This is a genomic window from Vibrio eleionomae (genome assembly GCF_009874545.1).
Taxonomy (GTDB): Bacteria; Pseudomonadota; Gammaproteobacteria; order Enterobacterales; family Vibrionaceae; genus Vibrio; species Vibrio nitrifigilis.
The window spans coordinates 1-17584 of sequence record NZ_WEKT01000081.1 but is presented as its reverse complement, the minus strand read 5'-3'; the positions used below and the strand labels follow the sequence as shown (position 1 = coordinate 17584).

The 17584-nt window shown below is 40.0% G+C and carries 16 protein-coding genes; all 16 read right to left on the bottom strand.

Translation table 11 applies throughout. The features are described 5' to 3' along the window. Nucleotides 1-215: 215 nt before the first annotated feature. Nucleotides 216-1109: a UTP--glucose-1-phosphate uridylyltransferase GalU gene (gene galU, locus F9817_RS22500; protein WP_161158449.1), complete on the bottom strand. Its 894-nt coding sequence runs from the start codon at nucleotides 1107-1109 to the stop codon at nucleotides 216-218. Nucleotides 1110-1188: 79 nt separating this feature from the next. Next, a complete protein-coding gene (gene wbaP, locus F9817_RS22495) occupies nucleotides 1189-2655 on the bottom strand; it encodes an undecaprenyl-phosphate galactose phosphotransferase WbaP (RefSeq protein WP_161158448.1) in 1467 nt (488 codons plus the stop codon). A 483-nt stretch (nucleotides 2656-3138) separates the two neighbouring features. Next, entirely contained in the window at nucleotides 3139-4071 is a 933-nt protein-coding gene (locus F9817_RS22490) for a KpsF/GutQ family sugar-phosphate isomerase (protein WP_161158447.1), read from the bottom strand. Continuing rightward, entirely contained in the window at nucleotides 4071-4826 is a 756-nt protein-coding gene (gene kdsB / locus F9817_RS22485) for a 3-deoxy-manno-octulosonate cytidylyltransferase (RefSeq protein WP_161158446.1), read from the bottom strand. The genes F9817_RS22490 and kdsB overlap by 1 nt, the downstream gene beginning before the upstream one ends. A 56-nt stretch (nucleotides 4827-4882) precedes the next feature. Next, nucleotides 4883-5680, bottom strand: a complete 798-nt coding sequence (gene kdsA / locus F9817_RS22480; protein ID WP_161158445.1) for a 3-deoxy-8-phosphooctulonate synthase — start codon at nucleotides 5678-5680, stop codon at nucleotides 4883-4885. 21 nt (nucleotides 5681-5701) lie between these two features. Next, a complete protein-coding gene (locus F9817_RS22475; protein WP_161158444.1) occupies nucleotides 5702-6760 on the bottom strand; it encodes a glycosyltransferase in 1059 nt (352 codons plus the stop codon). An 8-nt stretch (nucleotides 6761-6768) separates the two neighbouring features. Beyond that, nucleotides 6769-7815, bottom strand: coding sequence for an acyltransferase family protein (locus F9817_RS22470; RefSeq protein WP_161158443.1), 1047 nt, complete (start codon nucleotides 7813-7815; stop codon nucleotides 6769-6771). Between the two features lie 23 nt (nucleotides 7816-7838). Continuing rightward, nucleotides 7839-8378 carry a DapH/DapD/GlmU-related protein gene (locus F9817_RS22465; RefSeq protein ID WP_202436559.1) on the bottom strand — a complete coding sequence of 180 codons (540 nt, stop codon included), beginning with the start codon at nucleotides 8376-8378 and terminating at the stop codon, nucleotides 7839-7841. A 6-nt stretch (nucleotides 8379-8384) separates the two neighbouring features. Further along, nucleotides 8385-9161: a glycosyltransferase gene (locus tag F9817_RS22460; protein ID WP_161158442.1), complete on the bottom strand. Its 777-nt coding sequence runs from the start codon at nucleotides 9159-9161 to the stop codon at nucleotides 8385-8387. Nucleotide 9162: 1 nt separating this feature from the next. Next, entirely contained in the window at nucleotides 9163-10338 is a 1176-nt protein-coding gene (locus tag F9817_RS22455; protein WP_161158441.1) for a capsular polysaccharide export protein, LipB/KpsS family, read from the bottom strand. Then, nucleotides 10338-11219, bottom strand: a complete 882-nt coding sequence (locus tag F9817_RS22450; RefSeq protein WP_161158440.1) for a hypothetical protein — start codon at nucleotides 11217-11219, stop codon at nucleotides 10338-10340. The genes F9817_RS22455 and F9817_RS22450 overlap by 1 nt, the downstream gene beginning before the upstream one ends. A gap of 218 nt (nucleotides 11220-11437) precedes the next feature. Next, nucleotides 11438-12310: a glycosyltransferase family 2 protein gene (locus F9817_RS22445; RefSeq protein ID WP_161158439.1), complete on the bottom strand. Its 873-nt coding sequence runs from the start codon at nucleotides 12308-12310 to the stop codon at nucleotides 11438-11440. A gap of 17 nt (nucleotides 12311-12327) precedes the next feature. Continuing rightward, nucleotides 12328-13587 carry an oligosaccharide flippase family protein gene (locus F9817_RS22440; RefSeq protein WP_161158438.1) on the bottom strand — a complete coding sequence of 420 codons (1260 nt, stop codon included), beginning with the start codon at nucleotides 13585-13587 and terminating at the stop codon, nucleotides 12328-12330. Between the two features lie 73 nt (nucleotides 13588-13660). After that, nucleotides 13661-15802: a polysaccharide biosynthesis tyrosine autokinase gene (locus F9817_RS22435; RefSeq protein WP_161158437.1), complete on the bottom strand. Its 2142-nt coding sequence runs from the start codon at nucleotides 15800-15802 to the stop codon at nucleotides 13661-13663. Nucleotides 15803-15853: 51 nt separating this feature from the next. After that, nucleotides 15854-16294, bottom strand: coding sequence for an arsenate reductase/protein-tyrosine-phosphatase family protein (locus F9817_RS22430; RefSeq protein ID WP_161158436.1), 441 nt, complete (start codon nucleotides 16292-16294; stop codon nucleotides 15854-15856). An 8-nt stretch (nucleotides 16295-16302) separates the two neighbouring features. Next, entirely contained in the window at nucleotides 16303-17451 is a 1149-nt protein-coding gene (locus tag F9817_RS22425) for a polysaccharide export protein (RefSeq protein WP_161158435.1), read from the bottom strand. Between the last annotated feature and the right edge of the window lie 133 nt (nucleotides 17452-17584).

Sequence of the window (17584 nt, the reverse complement as noted above, 5' to 3'; positions counted from 1 at the left end):
ACCCTCCCCAAAGGGAGGGAACTTGTTCAACACTCCCTGATAAGACAGCATTCAATCAACCAACTGACTTAAATACCAAAATCACACCATTACTCTATCTGATTCTCCTCCAGCCCTAACGGTTATAGTCCATTCGTAGTTCTTGTTTTTTTATTTATAAAAAAAGCCTGATGTTTCCATCAGGCTTCTTATCAAAACTCTATCTAGTGAATGAATTACGCTTCTGCTGTAACTGCTTCTTTCACATCTTCAATCACTTTTTCTACAGGAGTTGATGCTGCTGGTTTCTTGTTGTAAAGGTTTTCGTAGCAGTAGTTAGTTGCTTCGATATAACCCTCAACGCTACCGCAGTCAAAGCGTTTGCCGTCAAATTTATAAGCAAGGACACAGCCTGTTTTAGCTTGTTTTAGCAAGGCATCAGTGATCTGGATTTCACCGCCTTTACCAGGTTCAGTCTCTTCAATTAAATCAAAGATATCAGGAGTCATAATGTAACGACCGATGATCGCTAGATTACTTGGTGCAGTGCCTGGTTCAGGTTTCTCTACCATGTCATCGACACGGAAGATATTGTCTTTAATCATTTCACCAGAAATCACACCATATTTGTGTGTTTCTGTTTCTGGCACTTCTTGAACAGCGACGATCGTGCAACGGAACTGGTTGTATAGCTCAGACATTTGAGCCAACACGCCTTTTTCTTCATTAACACACAAGTCATCCGCCAATACCACAGCAAATGGGTTATCACCAACCAGTGGTTTACCTGTCAATATCGCGTGACCTAAGCCTTTCATTTCACGCTGACGAATATAAGTAAAGTTTGCAGAGTCCATCAAGCTACGAATATCACCCAATAGCTTCTCTTTTGGTGAACCATTAATTTGATGTTCTAACTCATAGTTAGTATCAAAGTGATCCATAATAGAGTGCTTACCACGGCCCGTTACGACACACATATCAGTCATGCCAGCATGAATCGCTTCATCCACACCATATTCAATAAGTGGCTTATTTACCACAGGCATCATTTCTTTTGGCATCGATTTCGTTGCTGGAAGAAAACGTGTACCGTAACCCGCTGCTGGGAAGAGACATTTTTTAATCATAATAATTCCTGAATTTTTTATTTAAGGGAGCTAAATTCAATATTAATTACTAAATAATCGTTCCTTTATTTAGAGTTAATTAATATGCACCATCACCTCTGACAACAACGCCAACGGTCTTAAATAAGATCACAATATCGTACCAAAGAGACCAGTTTTTTACATACCAACTATCTAAATATACGCGAGTTGTATAATCCGTATCACTACGACCGGTAACTTGCCATAATCCAGACATACCTGGTTTAACCAAGTTGTAGTACAAAACATCATCCCCATAGCGTTTTAATTCTTCATCAATCACAGGACGAGGACCGACGAGACTCATTTCGCCTTTCAAGACGTTCCACAGCTGTGGTAATTCATCAAGACTAGTTTTACGCAAGAAATGACCAATTTTCGTTATACGTGGGTCATTTTTAAGTTTGAATTCACGTTCCCATTCTAAACGGGCTTGAGGATCATTCTCCAGTAAATCTTTTAATACTTCCTGTGAATTCATTACCATCGTCCTAAATTTGAGACATTTAAACGGCTTTCCGTTATAACCGATGCGTTCATGACCAAAAGTCGCAGAACCGCCATCACGTTTCACCATTAAAGCAACAAATAAAAAGAACGGAGACAATAGCGTTAATAAAAGAGCCGAAACAACAATGTCAAAGCCGCGTTTTAACATACGCGCCGAGATTTTTGAAAGGTTATTTTTAACGCTTAGCATCATTAATTCATAGCTGAAAAAGTTCGATACATCAGCACCATATAATGGAATGCCACGCATTGCCGGTACAACAGAAATATTAGATACGTTCAGATAGGCGAGCTTTCTTACCCAGTAATCTCTTGTTTGGTTATCTTCTTTTTCCAAAGCAATAAATACTCGATAATACTTATCTAAATTATTAATAAACTCTTTTTTACTAATATATGGCACATCTGTTGGGTTTGCTTTATCAGTATGATAATCAGATTTTTTATACGGATTTACAAATGCTTTGATAGTGTAGCCCGTAGAGAGATCGCTACCGATTGCTTTATAAGCCTCTAACGCATTTTGCTGTTCACCAATAATGACACACGGCACACTCCACAATCCCAATTTATTCAATATGATTTTGGCACTATTACGACATAGAGGAAGTAGAACAAACAACACTCCCCAAGAGATAGCCCAAACTTCAACAGAATAGTTAGGAACCAACAGCAAATTCATCGCAAGCGCTAAAATTGAAAGAATGAACAGGTTTTTCAGCACGTCTTTCAATTCATCCCAAAAAGGTTTTCTTCGGGTGTAGTGCAGACGGTTAACGCCAAACCAGAAAATGGACATAAAAGCGATAATGAAGAATACAGTTCCTTGCCAGTAACTACTGCCTTCTGAATTAAATCCAGACCACGATCCTGAATCAGAAAGAGCATAAGCAATATTTTCAGAAACAATAAAAGCAAACAAATCAAATAAGATTAAAATCATAGAGTTAAAAACTGGAATAAACCTCGAATATTTAACTCCACTGCTACCACTCTCAATATTTACATGTTCCATAGCACAACCTATTAATTGTCACAAATTGCGTTTTGAGATCTTTATTCAGATTAAATAAAGGCCTATTATCCTTGCCAACACTACTGTGCAGAGGACGAGTGTTTACAAAATAAAATCCAAAGAGGGTAAAAATCTTGAACACGATATAAAGATTAAAAGCTCTCACTATTTAAATATCAATTTTGTGTCAATTCTATCCAATTCTTTAATCAGATTTGATCCTGACCCCATAATAAAAGTTACATTTCCTGTATTTCTCAATAATTTAATAAATATCTTTTTAATATGAAAAAGACAAAAAAAATGCGAGAGAAATATATAACAACCCTCGCATACATAACTTTGTCAATATTGATAGATAAAACCTATGTCAGAAGTTGTCGGCTTACTGTCAATATAATTTCTAAAACATATTGAAATACATCATTAAATAATGATGTGAATTATATTTAGTTTATTCATGAGTGATTGAAAACTATATAATTACTTTTTCAGCACACCGACTAATTCATCATCTTCTAGCACCAATAATGCGCTGATACGCTTGGATTCCATTAACTCATAAGCCTTACCGACCGATGCGTCTGGTGAAATACAAACAGGATTTTCACTGTAGATAGATTTGGCACACACACTGAAAGCATCTTGACCATACTTTTGCATGGAACGACGTAAATCCCCATCAGTGACAATCCCTTTCACCTTATTGGCATCATCGACCACAACAGCCAAACCTAAGCAACCATGCGAAATCACGTTAATAATTTCCGGCAGTTCACTGCTCATTCGTACAATTGGCTGAGAGTCGGTTGCCATATCATCACGTACTTTGCTCAACAACCTTCTCCCTAAACTGCCTCCAGGGTGGAAACGAGCAAAATTTTCTGGTTGAAAGTCTCGCAATTCCATCAAGGTAATCGTTAAAGCATCGCCCATGACTAAGGTTGCCGTCGTTGAACTCGTTGGTGCTAATTGGTAAGGGCAAGCCTCTTGAGGAACAGCAATATTAAGATGACAGTGCGCAGCAGTTGCAAGTGTTGATTTTGGTTTCCCAGTTATCGCGATGACATAATTGCCGTTATCGCGTAAAAACGGTAGCAGCTTTAACACTTCTTCAGTTTCACCAGAATTTGATATCGCAATAAACACATCTTCCGGCTGTACCATGCCGAGATCACCATGAAACGCTTCTCCTGGGTGCATGAAAAAGCTTGGTGTTCCGGTACTAGCAAATGAGGCGGCTATTTTTTTACCAATAATGCCCGACTTCCCCATACCACAAATAATGGTACGCCCCTGCGTTTTCAGAATGGCTTGAATCGCCTGTTCAAAATGGTCGTCTAATTGATTAGAAATCTGCGTCAAACCAGCAATTTCAATATCAATGACTTTTTTCGCGTGCTGTAAAATTGACATTAGCTGTTTTCCATTATGTGTTTAACATCGTCATAATCCTCTTGGGTATCAATACCGTGAGGAGGCGCTTCGTTATAACGTACAACCCCAATAGACATCCCATGACTCAACGCGCGAAGCTGCTCTAGCTTCTCGATTTTTTCTAGTGATGATTCAGGAAATAAACAGAATTGACGTAAGCGCTCAACTCGGTATGCGTAGATACCAATATGACGACAAACACTGGCTAGCGAGTCTTTCGATTCGCGATCAAAAGGGATCGGTGAACGTGAAAAATAGACCGCTCGCTGCCCTTCCCCTTCCGCCACTTTAACCACATTCGGGTTATGTAAATCAGCAACGGACAAAATAGGACTCATAACCGTGCAAATATCAAACTGGGGAGACTGAGTCGCAAAATTGGCCAAGGTGGTGATCAGCGCGGGAGGAATCATAGGCTCATCCCCTTGCACGTTAATGACCAGAGTATCGTCACCCCAACCCAATTTTTCACACACTTCGTATAGCCTATCAGTACCACTGGCGTGATTTTTATCGGTTAATACCGCAGGAATAATATACTGCTGAGCAGCATCCATAATACGTTGGTCATCGGTGGCGACAACAATGTCTTGTATTGAAAAACCTGCAGTAACAGCCTGATTGACTACATGCCAAAACATGGGTTTTTCACACAACGGCATCAAAGGTTTCCCGGGTAAACGGGACGACCCATAACGAGATGGGATCACGATTTTGATGTTTTCAAATGCCATTTTATCTACCTAATTTTCTGTCGTTACAAACTGGCACAATCCTTTGCCCAACCCACTTATGAAAGTTTGCTTTCAAGGAATGGGCGTTTGTGTACCACCTGATCTAGCTCTACTAGGGTTTCCAACATCTCTTTCATTACCGCTAAAGGCAGCATATTAGGACCATCACTCAACGCGACTTCAGGATTTGGGTGAGTTTCCATAAACAAGCCATCAACGCCAGCAGCTACCGCTGAGCGAGCCAATACCGGTACCATTTCACGTTGGCCACCAGAGGTTGCACCTAACCCACCCGGCTGCTGCACTGAGTGAGTGGCATCAAATACTACTTTACAACCGGTTTGACGCATCACAGACAACCCACGCATATCAGAGATAAGCGTGTTATAGCCAAATGAAGTACCACGGTCACAAAGCCAAATATCTTTGTTGCCTACTTCATGGCATTTTTTCACCACCTGCTCCATATCCCATGGGGCTTGAAACTGGCCCTTTTTAATATTGACAGGTTTACCTGCCGCCGCGACTTTTTGAATGAAGTTAGTTTGACGTACCAAAAACGCTGGGGTTTGCAGCACATCCACTACCGATGCCACTTCATCGATTGGTGTATCTTCATGAACATCAGTCAGCACTCTTAAGCCCAACTCTTTTTTCACGTTGGCTAAAATTTCCAGGCCTTTTTCAATACCAGGGCCACGGTAACTGCCTGTCGAACTGCGGTTTGCTTTATCAAAGCTTGATTTAAAAATGTAATCGATCCCCAACTCTGAGGTAATTTCTTTCATCTTGCCTGCGACATCCATGACAAGTTGCTCTGATTCAATGACACAAGGTCCTGCGATTAAAAACATATAAGCCTCGATGAATAATGTTTAAATTTGATAAATTTCTTCCAGATGACGAGCAAAGCGCTCCACAGAAAATCGCTGAAATACGGCTTTTCTATCTGGGAGAGTCGCTTGACGAAACTTATCTGGATCTGCAATAAACTGAGACAACAACTCGATTGCCTCTGAGGTTTGAGTAAATAGACATCCGCCGCGCTTATCGACAACAATATCGCTATTGCCTGCGCAGTCTCGAAGTAATAACGGAAGGCCTGCTGCACTTGCTTCAATCACAGAGACTGGCATGCCTTCCCAAAGCGATGTAGAGAGGTAAAGATCGGCATCATTTAATAACGCGATCACTTCTTGGCGACTTTTCCACCCCGTCACTTCAACACCAGCCTGTTCAAGTACCTCCCTATCTTGCACAGCACCATCGCCAATCCAAACAAAGTGCAAATCAAGCTCCGCGCACTCACGAGCAATCTTGGCAAATTCCATAAAGCCCTTTTGCGGACGAATACCTCCGACCGTCAATACAGTCTTTTTGCCTGGAGCATTATGTGGATTTGGCAACGCTTTAAACTCTGATAAATCCACTGCATTTTCTAGCAATGCCACATCAACAAAGGACAATGCATTTTTAATGGCTGAGCGTTCGCTCTCAGAGCAAGCGATATAGGTTGCAGGCCTCAAACACGCAACCGATTCAAATGCTTTAAATAAAAAGTTTTTAAGTGGGCTGATGTCTTTACGCATGAATGAAATACAGTGAGGGCTATAAAAGACTCTGCTGCGCATAAACACCGAGCTTAGACGCCCCACAAACCCACCGAAAGAAGAGTGACAGTGGATGACATCAGGCTGAATTTTTTTAAGCTCACTACGCAACGCCAAAAGAGACCAAGGGAAATGTTTGGGACTCATCCCCACTTCAACCAAAGTGACATTACTTGGAAATAACGTTTCGATATTCGGCGGCGTATCCGGACGGCGTGAAAAAATCACCGTGACATCATGTTTGTCCGCTTGATATTGCGCGGCCATTGTCACTATAGATAAGGTGCCAGTCGCCGAGGATTCAATGACATGTACTATTTTCATAACGTTATCTACAATTGCTCCGACATAGTCTTTTTATTAAAAATCTGTACTTTCCCACTTTGAATATCGTTTAACCAAGTAATACGCGTTACAGCCCATACAATGCCGACCAAAATGGCCAATTTAAGCGGGAATATAAATAACCACGCGTTAGGAATTGATATGCCTGTTATAGCGAAAGTTTTCACAAAAACATCGTTTACATAATAATCAAAGGCAATAATTGGAATGGTATTAACACCTAGCCAAGAAAACCCTCTGGATAACATTTCATTCTTGGCAAACAGTGTAGAAATGACTAATGCGAACCCAGTTCCACTTAAGGACAACACCATATTCCAGACAAAATCGTTCGCTGGACCAAAATTATTTTCAGCCAGGCTAATGACATCACCTTTTGCATGAATAACAAAAATATAATAAGTGATGCAATACACCACCGGAGTAATAAACAACCATGCTTTAGATATTGAATGACTGATTCTTTTAATGAAAAAACCAAGTGTGAAATAGATTAAACAAGATAACCCTATAAGTAGGTTAAATGGCGTAACCACGTTCGTTTGATAACTGACCAATACACCGATAACACCTAATACCACTAAGGTAATAATAAATGTATTTTCATTAAGTTTTTTACATAAAATGGCTATCACTTCGATAATAAATAGCGCATACAGGAACCATAATGGCGTACAGTTAAATGTGGTATCCCAAGAAGGATAACCCGTTAATGTGCCATAAAGTCTTGTTAAGAAATTAATGACCGCATCAGTATTAAAGTGCAACAAAGTGATAGCAACAAACGGTAAACCACAAATAAGACCAAAAACCCAAGCAGGTATAATTAAGCGGTTAAATTTTTTGGCAATAGTGTCATAAGTACTGCCACCTTTATGTAAATTAAATAAGTAGCCTGCCAGAATAAAAAACGCTGGCATATGAAAAGCATATATAGCGTGATGTAAGGCTATTGGGATATGTTTTACATGTCCCAATACAACGAGCAAAATCAAAAAACCACGAAATATATCAATTCTAGGATCCCTAACCATAAGCACCTCATTGAATTGAATTTTTAGCTCAGTTTCCTTAAGCGAATGTTCTCTGTTACGTACGTTCCTGGTTTGGTAATGCTTTTAGCAATGACTGAACCAGCACCGATAATGGTTCGGTCACAAATCGTTACCCCAGGTAAAATCACCACATTTGAGCCGATCCAACAGTCACGACCAATATGAACTGGCGCAGAATCAAATTCGTTATGACTCACAACCCCATCAACAACACGATGGTTGTGGTCATAAATTTTCACTCCTTCCCCAAATAACGTATTTTCACCAATCACAATCGATTGGTTGCTATTTATCGAGCAATCATTATTGAGAAACACGCCACGACCAATTTTGACTTCGCCGCCATCAGCAAAAATAGTGCAGCGACGACGGAATTTGACTCCAGTACAAACAATGACACCACCGCGTCGAACTCGAACTGATGGAAAATAAGGCGTTCGCACAATGGCATCAGATTTAACCTGCCCTAAGTAAGCCACTTTCACCAAGTTCGCTTTGACGTTAGCGATTAATACTGAGAGACCAACTAATAATTTATCCACTTTCACCTACCTTAATAACGAGCGCAGTTTCATCGTCACTGTACGAGGAAATGCCAGTAATAGGCATGAACGTATCAACCCATAAGCAAAATGCAGCGAGCAGGCTTTATTATCCCAAATCACCAGAATGCGGTTTTTGACCTGCAAATTTCTCTTTTGCGAAGAAATACTGGTCGATGACACTACATAACGAATCAAGGATTGCGGAAGATTTTTCACTTTACCCAGTTGCATTAACTTAAAGAAAACAGCGTAGTCTTCTGCGGCTTTACGATTCGTCGGATAGCCGCCAATCTGCTTGATGGCATCTGCACGCATCATGACTGCAGGATGGATAAACATATTATTTAAAAACATATGTTTTCTGATGCTGTTATCGTCTGTTGGCACTTTATTGGTAAACAGAAATTCATATTCTTCATTCACGTAGTCTGCCCAACCGCCGCATAAAACGATCTCGTCATCCGATTCCATAACCGCAACCTGAGCTTCTATACGGCCAGGAAGTGATAAGTCTCCACAATCAATGCGAGCAATATAGCGATAACCTTGCTGGTAAATAAATTCCAGCCCTCGATTTAGAGCCCCTTCAATACCTTGGTTTTTTTCTAATTCAAGCACCTGAATATTCGACTTAAATTGAGTGACATCAAGTTGAGACGCTAAGGAAACTGTACTGCCATCATCGACGATCACTACGTCAGCTGAGTCATCCTCTAGTGAGAGTAAGGTCAAAATCAAATCGTCATAGCAGTTGAAATAAGGAATGAGATAGCAAACCATATTATTTCCCCTCAACTTTGTTCAAAATTACAACAACATCAACAGGATGGTCAGCAAAGTAATCAACATCATTAATCAAGTAACGATGGATGTATTTCTTGAGTCGCTCATTATCGAACGATTTATACAGTGCTCGACCAAACACATGAGTTGGCTTGCCATATATCATGGACTCCAATCCAACCGTTGAGTTGTTCACGACAACTTCATTACATTGGCGTAATAAGTCGTTAGTGTTGTTGGCAACTAAAGTGAACCCTTGAGTCTGGCTCATTTCGACAATCTCTTTTACCTCGGTCAAATTACGCTCTGCAGGATGAAATTTCACATAAAGAGATAATCCTTTCTCATCTGCAATTTTGATCGCCTCACGAATAATGTCTTTGTTATTAAAATCTGAGTGAATTAATAACTGCGTATCTGAGGAAACCTGCAGTGGGCAGAAAATAAATGGTTGTTCTAAATCTGCATTTTTTAGATGAAACTGAGAAAAATCGACCGGTTCCGGCGTGATTTTCTTCATTCGATGCCGTAAGTTTTTGATCCCAGCAATGCTTGAGCAAGACGTCACCAACATATTAATCGCTCTGCAGTAGAGCTGAAATTTTGTCACTTTAGACTGCGGAGGTGGCGCCATTTTATATTGCTCATATTCCACTACCCACTGTTGATGAAATTCATCGGATACCGGCTCTTCTTTATCTAGAACTTCAGGATGGAAAAAGAGCGATGACATGGCGTTCACACCGAGCTTATCAACAAAAATTTTGCTAGGTAGGTTAGACAGTTCCATATAAACACACTGCTCAGGGAACACATCAATGATGCTTTTATCCAGCAGTTGCTGACCATTCCAAATAAGAAACGTATCAAAATGGGCCAATTTAGCTGGCAATTGGCTTAGATAAGAACTGTACACCTTACAAGCAAAGTCTTGCTGATATCCCCCTACGGTTATTTCAGAAGAATTTGCCACCTTATCAGCATATTGCGCATACTCAGGCATCGGCGAGGTTTGCGATAATTGGATACACGGAATCTTATTCCAAGCGCACAATAGACGAACCACTAGATCATTAGTAATTAGGGTCATTGAGTATTCTGGCTGTGATGAATAAAACCGCTTAAAGAACCAAAAACGTTCAATGCAATCACAGACAAGCGCTATATTTCGCATTATCTAACCTCCGAGAAATGAGAAACTTCTTCCTTGTAGAAATAAAACAGGAATAAAGTCATGAAAAACATGGTCGTCAGCAGGTGATATTTGAACAGTAAAAGTGGCATCAGATACACCATGCTTTTGAAACCAAATAGGTAAAACATCAAGGCGAAAAAGGTCAGGAAACCAAACAAGCCAACGGAATAAAGTAGGTAAATGTAGAATGAGCTATCACGAATTTCTGCCCCGGTTAACCCTACTATTCCCAACGGCTTAGATTCATCTATAAAGACGCCTTCTCCCACCATGTTGAGGTAGGTATTACGGATTTGTAGTTCGGTAAAAACGAACGAGCGACTGGCGATCGCATCATAGTCAGCATCTGCGTTAATCCTCGCATCATAAAACCCATAGAACACGGGAGCCAAAAAGATTGCGGCCGAAATACATAAGATTTTGAGGAATTTGTTGCCTTTACTCAGAAAGATATAAATACCGATCATCAGGGCCATGATAATGATTGCCGCAATCGATAGACTCAATCCCACACTGATGATGCCAAACACAGAGATCAATTTGTGTTTGTTTAAAATCAAGAAGATAGATGAGATAGGCAACACAATCATGCTGTAGTATGAAGGCTCAGTGAATAGCCCCGTAAATCGAGCTGAAATAAAACTATTCATTAACGCTTTTGATTCATAAAGAACGACGGCATCTTTTGCTCGAACGTATTTACTGAACTCAATGAATTCACCTGTCGCAAAATAAGCAACAACTTGGATATAGAAGAACACTAAATGGATAAACAGCAAATGTTTAAATGCTGTCTCTATTTTTCCTTTATCCTCACTTTTCGACCATTGCACCAGCAAGAAGATATAAAACAAAAACATAATATATTTAGCTACAGAGTTAATATATATATGCTCTATCGAATAAAATGAGTTAAATATTATCGGAAACGCTAGTGCGATAACGAAGAAAAGCAAACGAACCAAACTTACCTTGTTTAATTTACTTACGCTGCACAAACCCAAGAGCAACAATGCCACAGGCATCATGATCGGGTTGAATGTTGCTAAAGAATATAAAACAAGCGATAAGCTTATAATTATTTGCAAAATAAGCTCCTTCTAAGCTTCAGAACAGAAAGAACATTTTTCTCAAATAAGTTGAGTTCAACATTGTTGTTGTAAAATTTTAAGCAGCATTTCACTTTCATTTTCGAAAGATCAAAGGCCATTTTTTTATATTCGAAATAGCTTATGGAGTTACGTTTTCTTAGGTTGTTTTTCAGCTTGGTAAAATTATCAATGCTACGGTAATACTGGCCAATATCTTTCATATCAGTAACTTGCCCATTACCATGATTATCAAACCAAGTGGCAACATTTTCATCAATATATTTACATTTACACTTATTCACTAATTCGATATGTAATTGTGTGTCCTGAAACTTACCCAGTTCTTCGTCGAATTTGATTCGATCAAAAGACTCATGTCGAATAAGCGAAGTATTCGTGTGTAAATAGCTGATACTTTTTAGACCCGATATGATTCCATTTGCGTCGGTGAAACTCATATCCGTTGGACGCTCGGGATTGCTTGCCCGTATCACTCGACCAAAAATGGCATCAAGGCTTTTATCGGCGTTTAATTCACTGACTAGAAGTGACAACTTATTCGGTAGATAAGTGTCGTCGTCATCGAGAAAACAGACGAACTCGCCTCTTCCTAATGAAGCGCCTTTATTTCTAGAAATCGCTCCACCTAAGTTTTCACTATTTTTATGATAAATAATGTTGATGGGATGTGAGTCGTACTGCTCTAAATGTAATGGGCCGTCAGAATTATCATCGATGATAATGACTTCAACATTTTGGTAAGTCTGATTTAAAACGCTTTCTATCGCTTTATAGAAGAGTTCTCCCCGGTTACATGTTGGAATCACGACAGAGACAAGACCTTGTTTATATTTTTCCATAGTATTTTCCATAATCATTAACCCTTCACGAAAGAGAGAATGTCTTTTTTCGACATCAACATCGAATACTGCAGTTTAAAAATATTGGATTTCTTAAAGAAGTAGTTACCTACCGTCCCTGATACTGCTTCAGAGATTAACGCGGCATAACCCGCTCCTATCAGCCCATACTCTTTTACAAACCAATAGCTAAGCCCGACACTCATGATTGAAACCACCAGCGATTTCATCATCATGTATTTGTTACCACCTGCATCGATAATGATGCGAGAAGAAATGGTGCCATACAGGGAAAACATCGTTGTGAGCGTTAGTAAGAACAACAGCGATTGCGCCTCTAAGAACGCTTTACCATATGTTGCTTCGATGATCGGTTGAGCAAGGAAATAAGTGGCGAGTAAGAAAGGCACACTGCACAGCGTCGACGCTAAAAAGCAGAGACGAAAGCCTTTATCTTTGAATGTCGAGCTCGACACTGATTTAGAGATAAAACTCATGATCAACGCCAGTGGGACAAACTGCCAACACTGAGCCAACGTGAGCGCCGAAGTGTATAGCCCAACTTCTTTATTAGTTAAAAACGTCCCTAGCATGATCTGCCCCACTTTGATGTAAACCAAAATAGATAGAGAGCTGATCAGAATAGGAAAGCCGTTTTTTAAGAAATATCCCTTAAATTGAGTCGCATACTTTGCGGTTTCAATTCCTTTCGCTTTTATACGATATTTGCGGTACCAGAATGGGATGATGTACAACGCAACGTAAGGTAAAGCAAAAAAGTAATACGGCAGTTTGAAAAAGACGAAAATCGACCGTAATAACAAACTGGCAAGCACACCAGCCTGACCAGAAATGACGTTTTCTTTCGAGCGCATCACCCCGTTAAAGTAAAACTTATAGAGATCATACGATTGATAGAAAGAAGCCACGCCTAATATCACGAGAATTAAACGGTCATACTGATTGTAATCTTGATAAGTAAACAGATAGATGGCTGCAAATGAAACGGTGAACAGCAAGCGTCTCATGTTCTTAGTGTGATTAATCAGCATCTTACCTGATTGCTCATTCTTCGCACTTTTTAAGAAAATTAGGATATCGCCCCCAAATTGGGTAATAGGGACGATAAACGCTAAGATGGCGAGGAAATAGTTGATAATACCGATCTTTTCAGGGCCTAAATAACGCGCCGTTAATACGGTGATTAAAAAGCCGCCAAGAAGCGTAATCAGCTTATCAAAAATTAACCAAATAATGTTCCAAGTTAATTTATTCATTTATCGCCATACCATTCCAAACCATTAATACCAACATGAACACCAAGTCGCCCATGATTATTCGTTAACATACTTAGTGATCACTTGAATATTCGTAGTAGTAATAGTTCTCCGATTTCTTCTCGGCGCCATTAAACACCACGCCTTTCACATCAATCCCAGCTTGTTTGAATCGTCCCCATGCCAAGTCGATATCTTTAACCGTATTCACACCGAATCGAGTCACCATGAGTGTGGTGCCAGCAAGACGTCCGACAATGCTTGCATCAGTAACAGCTAACACTGGAGGCGTATCCACAATCACAAGATCGTATTGTTGCGATAAATGGTCCATCAGCTCTTTAAATCGGGCATGCATGAGCAATTCCGATGGGTTAGGTGGGATTTGACCATGATGAATCACATCGAGATTTTCCACTTCACTCGTATTAATGATGTTGTCCATGGGTTCTTTACCAGATAAGTAATCTGATAGGCCAGCACCATTTCGAACACCAAAGAAGCGGTTAACCGTACCTTTACGCATATCAGCATCTACCAAGACCACTCTCTTATCAGCATGAGCGCAGATAGCTGAGAAGTTCGCAGACACAAATGACTTACCGATACCTGGAGTTGAACCTGAAATCATCACAATATTGTTTTCAGCTTCCATCATGGCAAAGTGCAAACTGGTTCTTAAGCCTCGTAGTGCTTCTACCGAAAGGTCTGTTGGATCGATTTCACTAAGTAGCTTAAGTTTCTTATCTTTGGCATACCGTCTATCTAATAAGCTTGTTTGTAGATTAGATTTAGGCACAGTGGCATATACCGATAAACCGATCGCCTCAATATCATCTGGACTCTCAACACCTTTGTTTAAGATGGCTTTAAGTAACACTATCCCCACACTTAGCATGCCGCCCATCAGAGTTAAGATGATGACAATCATGAATTTCTTCGGTGAAACAGGTCTGAGATAAGTCTCTGCATTATCGATAATGCGCACGTTACCTACGGTACCGGCTTTAACGATGTTCAACTCTTGAATCTTGTTCAGAAGCTGTACATAGATTTGTTGGTCAACTTCAACATCACGTTTCATTCTTAGAACTTCACGCTGTGTCTCTGGTAAGTTTTGAACCTTTTTATTTACCTTGGCTTTCTCTTCAAGCAAGGTTTGACGTTTATCCAACAAAGCCTTATAGGCTGGGTGATCTTTGGTATATTTCTTACTGATATCGGCTTCTTTAAACGTCAGCTCGTTCAGTTGAGACTCGATATCTACCATTGTTTTTAAGGCTGATTGCGCTTCAAGACTTAGATCAACCGATTCTTTCTTCTGACGATAATCATTTAATTTATCTTCAGATTTATTCAGTTTGCCTTTCACTTGCGGCAACTGCTTTTGCAAAAACTTAATACTTTGTTCTGCTTCCGCTGAATCACGCTCTACATTCTGTAAGAAATAATTCTGCGCAATATCATTGAGAATAGCTTTCGCTTTATCGGGATCAGAATCGAGATAAGTAATTTTGATAACACCTGTTTGCTTGCCCTTTTCGGCAGCATTTAGGTTCTGGTTAACCCAGTTAATTGCGTCTAGTTCAGTTCGTTTGGAGATATCAAATTTAAAGCCTTTAGTCGCTTCCATAGAAGAGACAAGAATCTGATACCCATCTTGTGATTCTTCTCGTTCACCAACTTTACCTTCTAGAATGACTTTCCCATCATCTCGCACTAGTTTGTACGTTTGCTTAGCAGGATCAGTAATCACTACTTGATGCGCCATATCTTTCGCATATTTGGGAATATCGAACTGACTAACATCTAAATGCTCTTCTTCATCCATCAAACGAGCTAAGCCCTTTCCTACCACAGGAAAATAATCTGGCTTAACCACAGTGGTTAAATGGAACTTATCCACGGTTTGACCGAGGATCATTCGAGAAGTGATTAACTCAATTTCAGTCATGGCAGTTGATTCAGAGGCAAACATATCCCCCATATCCCCCACAAGAGAAGAAAAGCCACCATCGGTTTTCTCTTCGACTTGAATTAATGCATCGGCTTTATAAATTGGAGTAGCCAAAATTGCATAAGCGACGCCTAAGACAACGAATACTGAAGTGACCATAACAATCAGCCACTTCTCATCAAGCAATAAACCAATTATTTTACTTAAATTGATTTCATCACTAGAGGAGTTATTTAAATTTTCCTGTTTGCTAACCATATCTTTCGCACATGCCATTAAGTTTGAATTACTATTTTGAATTAGCAAAAACTATATTTTTTTCGCCCATTCTTGAGATGATCGTTCAATCATGGAAAATGAAAGATTAAAAAATTCTTCACTTTTTTTATAAGGGTCAGGAATATCCTTTCCGCCAATCCAATGACTGAATAACATTGCTTTCCCCCTTGCTTCTGGTGCAATTTCACACAATTTGGAAATATGCTTTTTTTCCATCACTAAAATCAAATCAACTTCTTTGCATATTTCAGGGGTAACTTGTCTGGCTTCATGCTTTGATAAATCAACATGATAACTATCTGCCACCTTCACTGCTGTTGCATCCGCTGGTTTACTCTCTAGTCGACTTGTTTTTACCCCTAACCCAGCAGATGACACATGTTTGTTAGGGAGTAACTGTTGCAGATACCGCTCCCCAAATGGGGAGCGACATATATTGCCAACACAAACAACTAATATTGACTCGAACATAGCTATCCTTATGGCCAATTACGTACGCGCAATGTGCCTTCTGTTAGGTCGTTGAAGTTCGTGATACTAGGTGTTAATTGATCGATCAAACGATTCCATTTCGCGATTGGTGCAGCTGTCACATACACAACGTCATAAGGCTTCAATTCAAACTCAGTGCCCATGACCAATGCAGTCGCATCTTGCATATTTAACTGATACACATTCGCGACAGGAGCGTTCTTATCTTTGGAGTCTTTAGGGATACCGGTACTACGAATCACGAAAATACCCGTTGCATCCGCTTCTTTTTCATCGATACCACCCGCTTTAGCTAACGCTTCCGTTAAACTCATGCCAGTACGATCAATCTTAAGAACTTGGGATTCACCAACTTCACCCATGATGAAGACTTTCTGCGAATCGTTACGCGGAATATGGACAATGTCTCCGTTCTGTAAAAGCCGGTTTTGGGTTAAATCCCCTTTTTGCATTAAGGCATAAAGCGAAATCCGTTGCTCCACACCGTTACGTGTTAATGTGATGTGTTTCCAGTCCGCATTCTCAGTAATACCACCTGCTTTATTGATTGCATCAATCAAGGTTAAAGGGATATTGGAAATGGATTGTTCACTAGGACTATTGACTTCACCAGTGATGTAGCACCGCTGAGAACGAAAGGCTGCTATGTTTACATCGACTTGCGGGTCTTCAATATATTTTTTGATACGCTGCGTGATGAGCTCTCTAACTTCACTCACCGTTTTACCTACCACTTTTAACTTACCGATATACGGATAAAAGATAGTTCCGTCCGCATGAACCCAGTTACCAGCTTCAGCAGAACTGCGGTAAGAACCGGCAGGAATAGTCAGCTCTGGGTGATCCCAAATCGTAACATTGAGGACATCGCCAGGACCAATACGATACTGATACTGAGATATCATGTTTGCCAATTCAGCATTCGACTTCCCAGCAGGGACTACTTGGCTGTATTTAAGTTGATTAACCAGTTTAGGGGTTAAGCGGTAGACGCTTACGCGTGATGAAATCGGCCCGCCTCCGTCAGTCTCCTCAACAACATGTTTGTCGTATGTGGACAGTCCACCACCGGGAATAATGGTACAACCAACCAAAGAGAATGACAGGAAAGCTAACGGCACAACTTTGTTTATCAAGTGCTCTCTCCTGAACTTTACGATTCCCTGCGAAAGGGAGGGTCATTAAAAATATTGATAACTTTTTTAATTAACTCTTTTTTTCTTATTAAAACAAGTATCAAATGAAAATTTCACTCAATAATCATAATCC

Excerpts from the sequence above, each read along its gene's own strand:
- galU (WP_161158449.1), bottom strand. The coding sequence starts at position 1,109 with ATGATTAAAAAATGTCTCTTCCCAGCAGCGGGTTACGGTACACGTTTT.
- wbaP (WP_161158448.1), bottom strand. The coding sequence starts at position 2,655 with ATGGAACATGTAAATATTGAGAGTGGTAGCAGTGGAGTTAAATATTCG.
- F9817_RS22490 (WP_161158447.1), bottom strand. The coding sequence starts at position 4,071 with ATGTCAATTTTACAGCACGCGAAAAAAGTCATTGATATTGAAATTGCT.
- kdsB (WP_161158446.1), bottom strand. The coding sequence starts at position 4,826 with ATGGCATTTGAAAACATCAAAATCGTGATCCCATCTCGTTATGGGTCG.
- kdsA (WP_161158445.1), bottom strand. The coding sequence starts at position 5,680 with ATGTTTTTAATCGCAGGACCTTGTGTCATTGAATCAGAGCAACTTGTC.
- F9817_RS22475 (WP_161158444.1), bottom strand. The coding sequence starts at position 6,760 with ATGAAAATAGTACATGTCATTGAATCCTCGGCGACTGGCACCTTATCT.
- F9817_RS22470 (WP_161158443.1), bottom strand. The coding sequence starts at position 7,815 with ATGGTTAGGGATCCTAGAATTGATATATTTCGTGGTTTTTTGATTTTG.
- F9817_RS22460 (WP_161158442.1), bottom strand. The coding sequence starts at position 9,161 with ATGGTTTGCTATCTCATTCCTTATTTCAACTGCTATGACGATTTGATT.
- F9817_RS22455 (WP_161158441.1), bottom strand. The coding sequence starts at position 10,338 with ATGCGAAATATAGCGCTTGTCTGTGATTGCATTGAACGTTTTTGGTTC.
- F9817_RS22450 (WP_161158440.1), bottom strand. The coding sequence starts at position 11,219 with ATGTTTTTGTTTTATATCTTCTTGCTGGTGCAATGGTCGAAAAGTGAG.
- F9817_RS22445 (WP_161158439.1), bottom strand. The coding sequence starts at position 12,310 with ATGGAAAAATATAAACAAGGTCTTGTCTCTGTCGTGATTCCAACATGT.
- F9817_RS22440 (WP_161158438.1), bottom strand. The coding sequence starts at position 13,587 with ATGAATAAATTAACTTGGAACATTATTTGGTTAATTTTTGATAAGCTG.
- F9817_RS22435 (WP_161158437.1), bottom strand. The coding sequence starts at position 15,802 with ATGGTTAGCAAACAGGAAAATTTAAATAACTCCTCTAGTGATGAAATC.
- F9817_RS22430 (WP_161158436.1), bottom strand. The coding sequence starts at position 16,294 with ATGTTCGAGTCAATATTAGTTGTTTGTGTTGGCAATATATGTCGCTCC.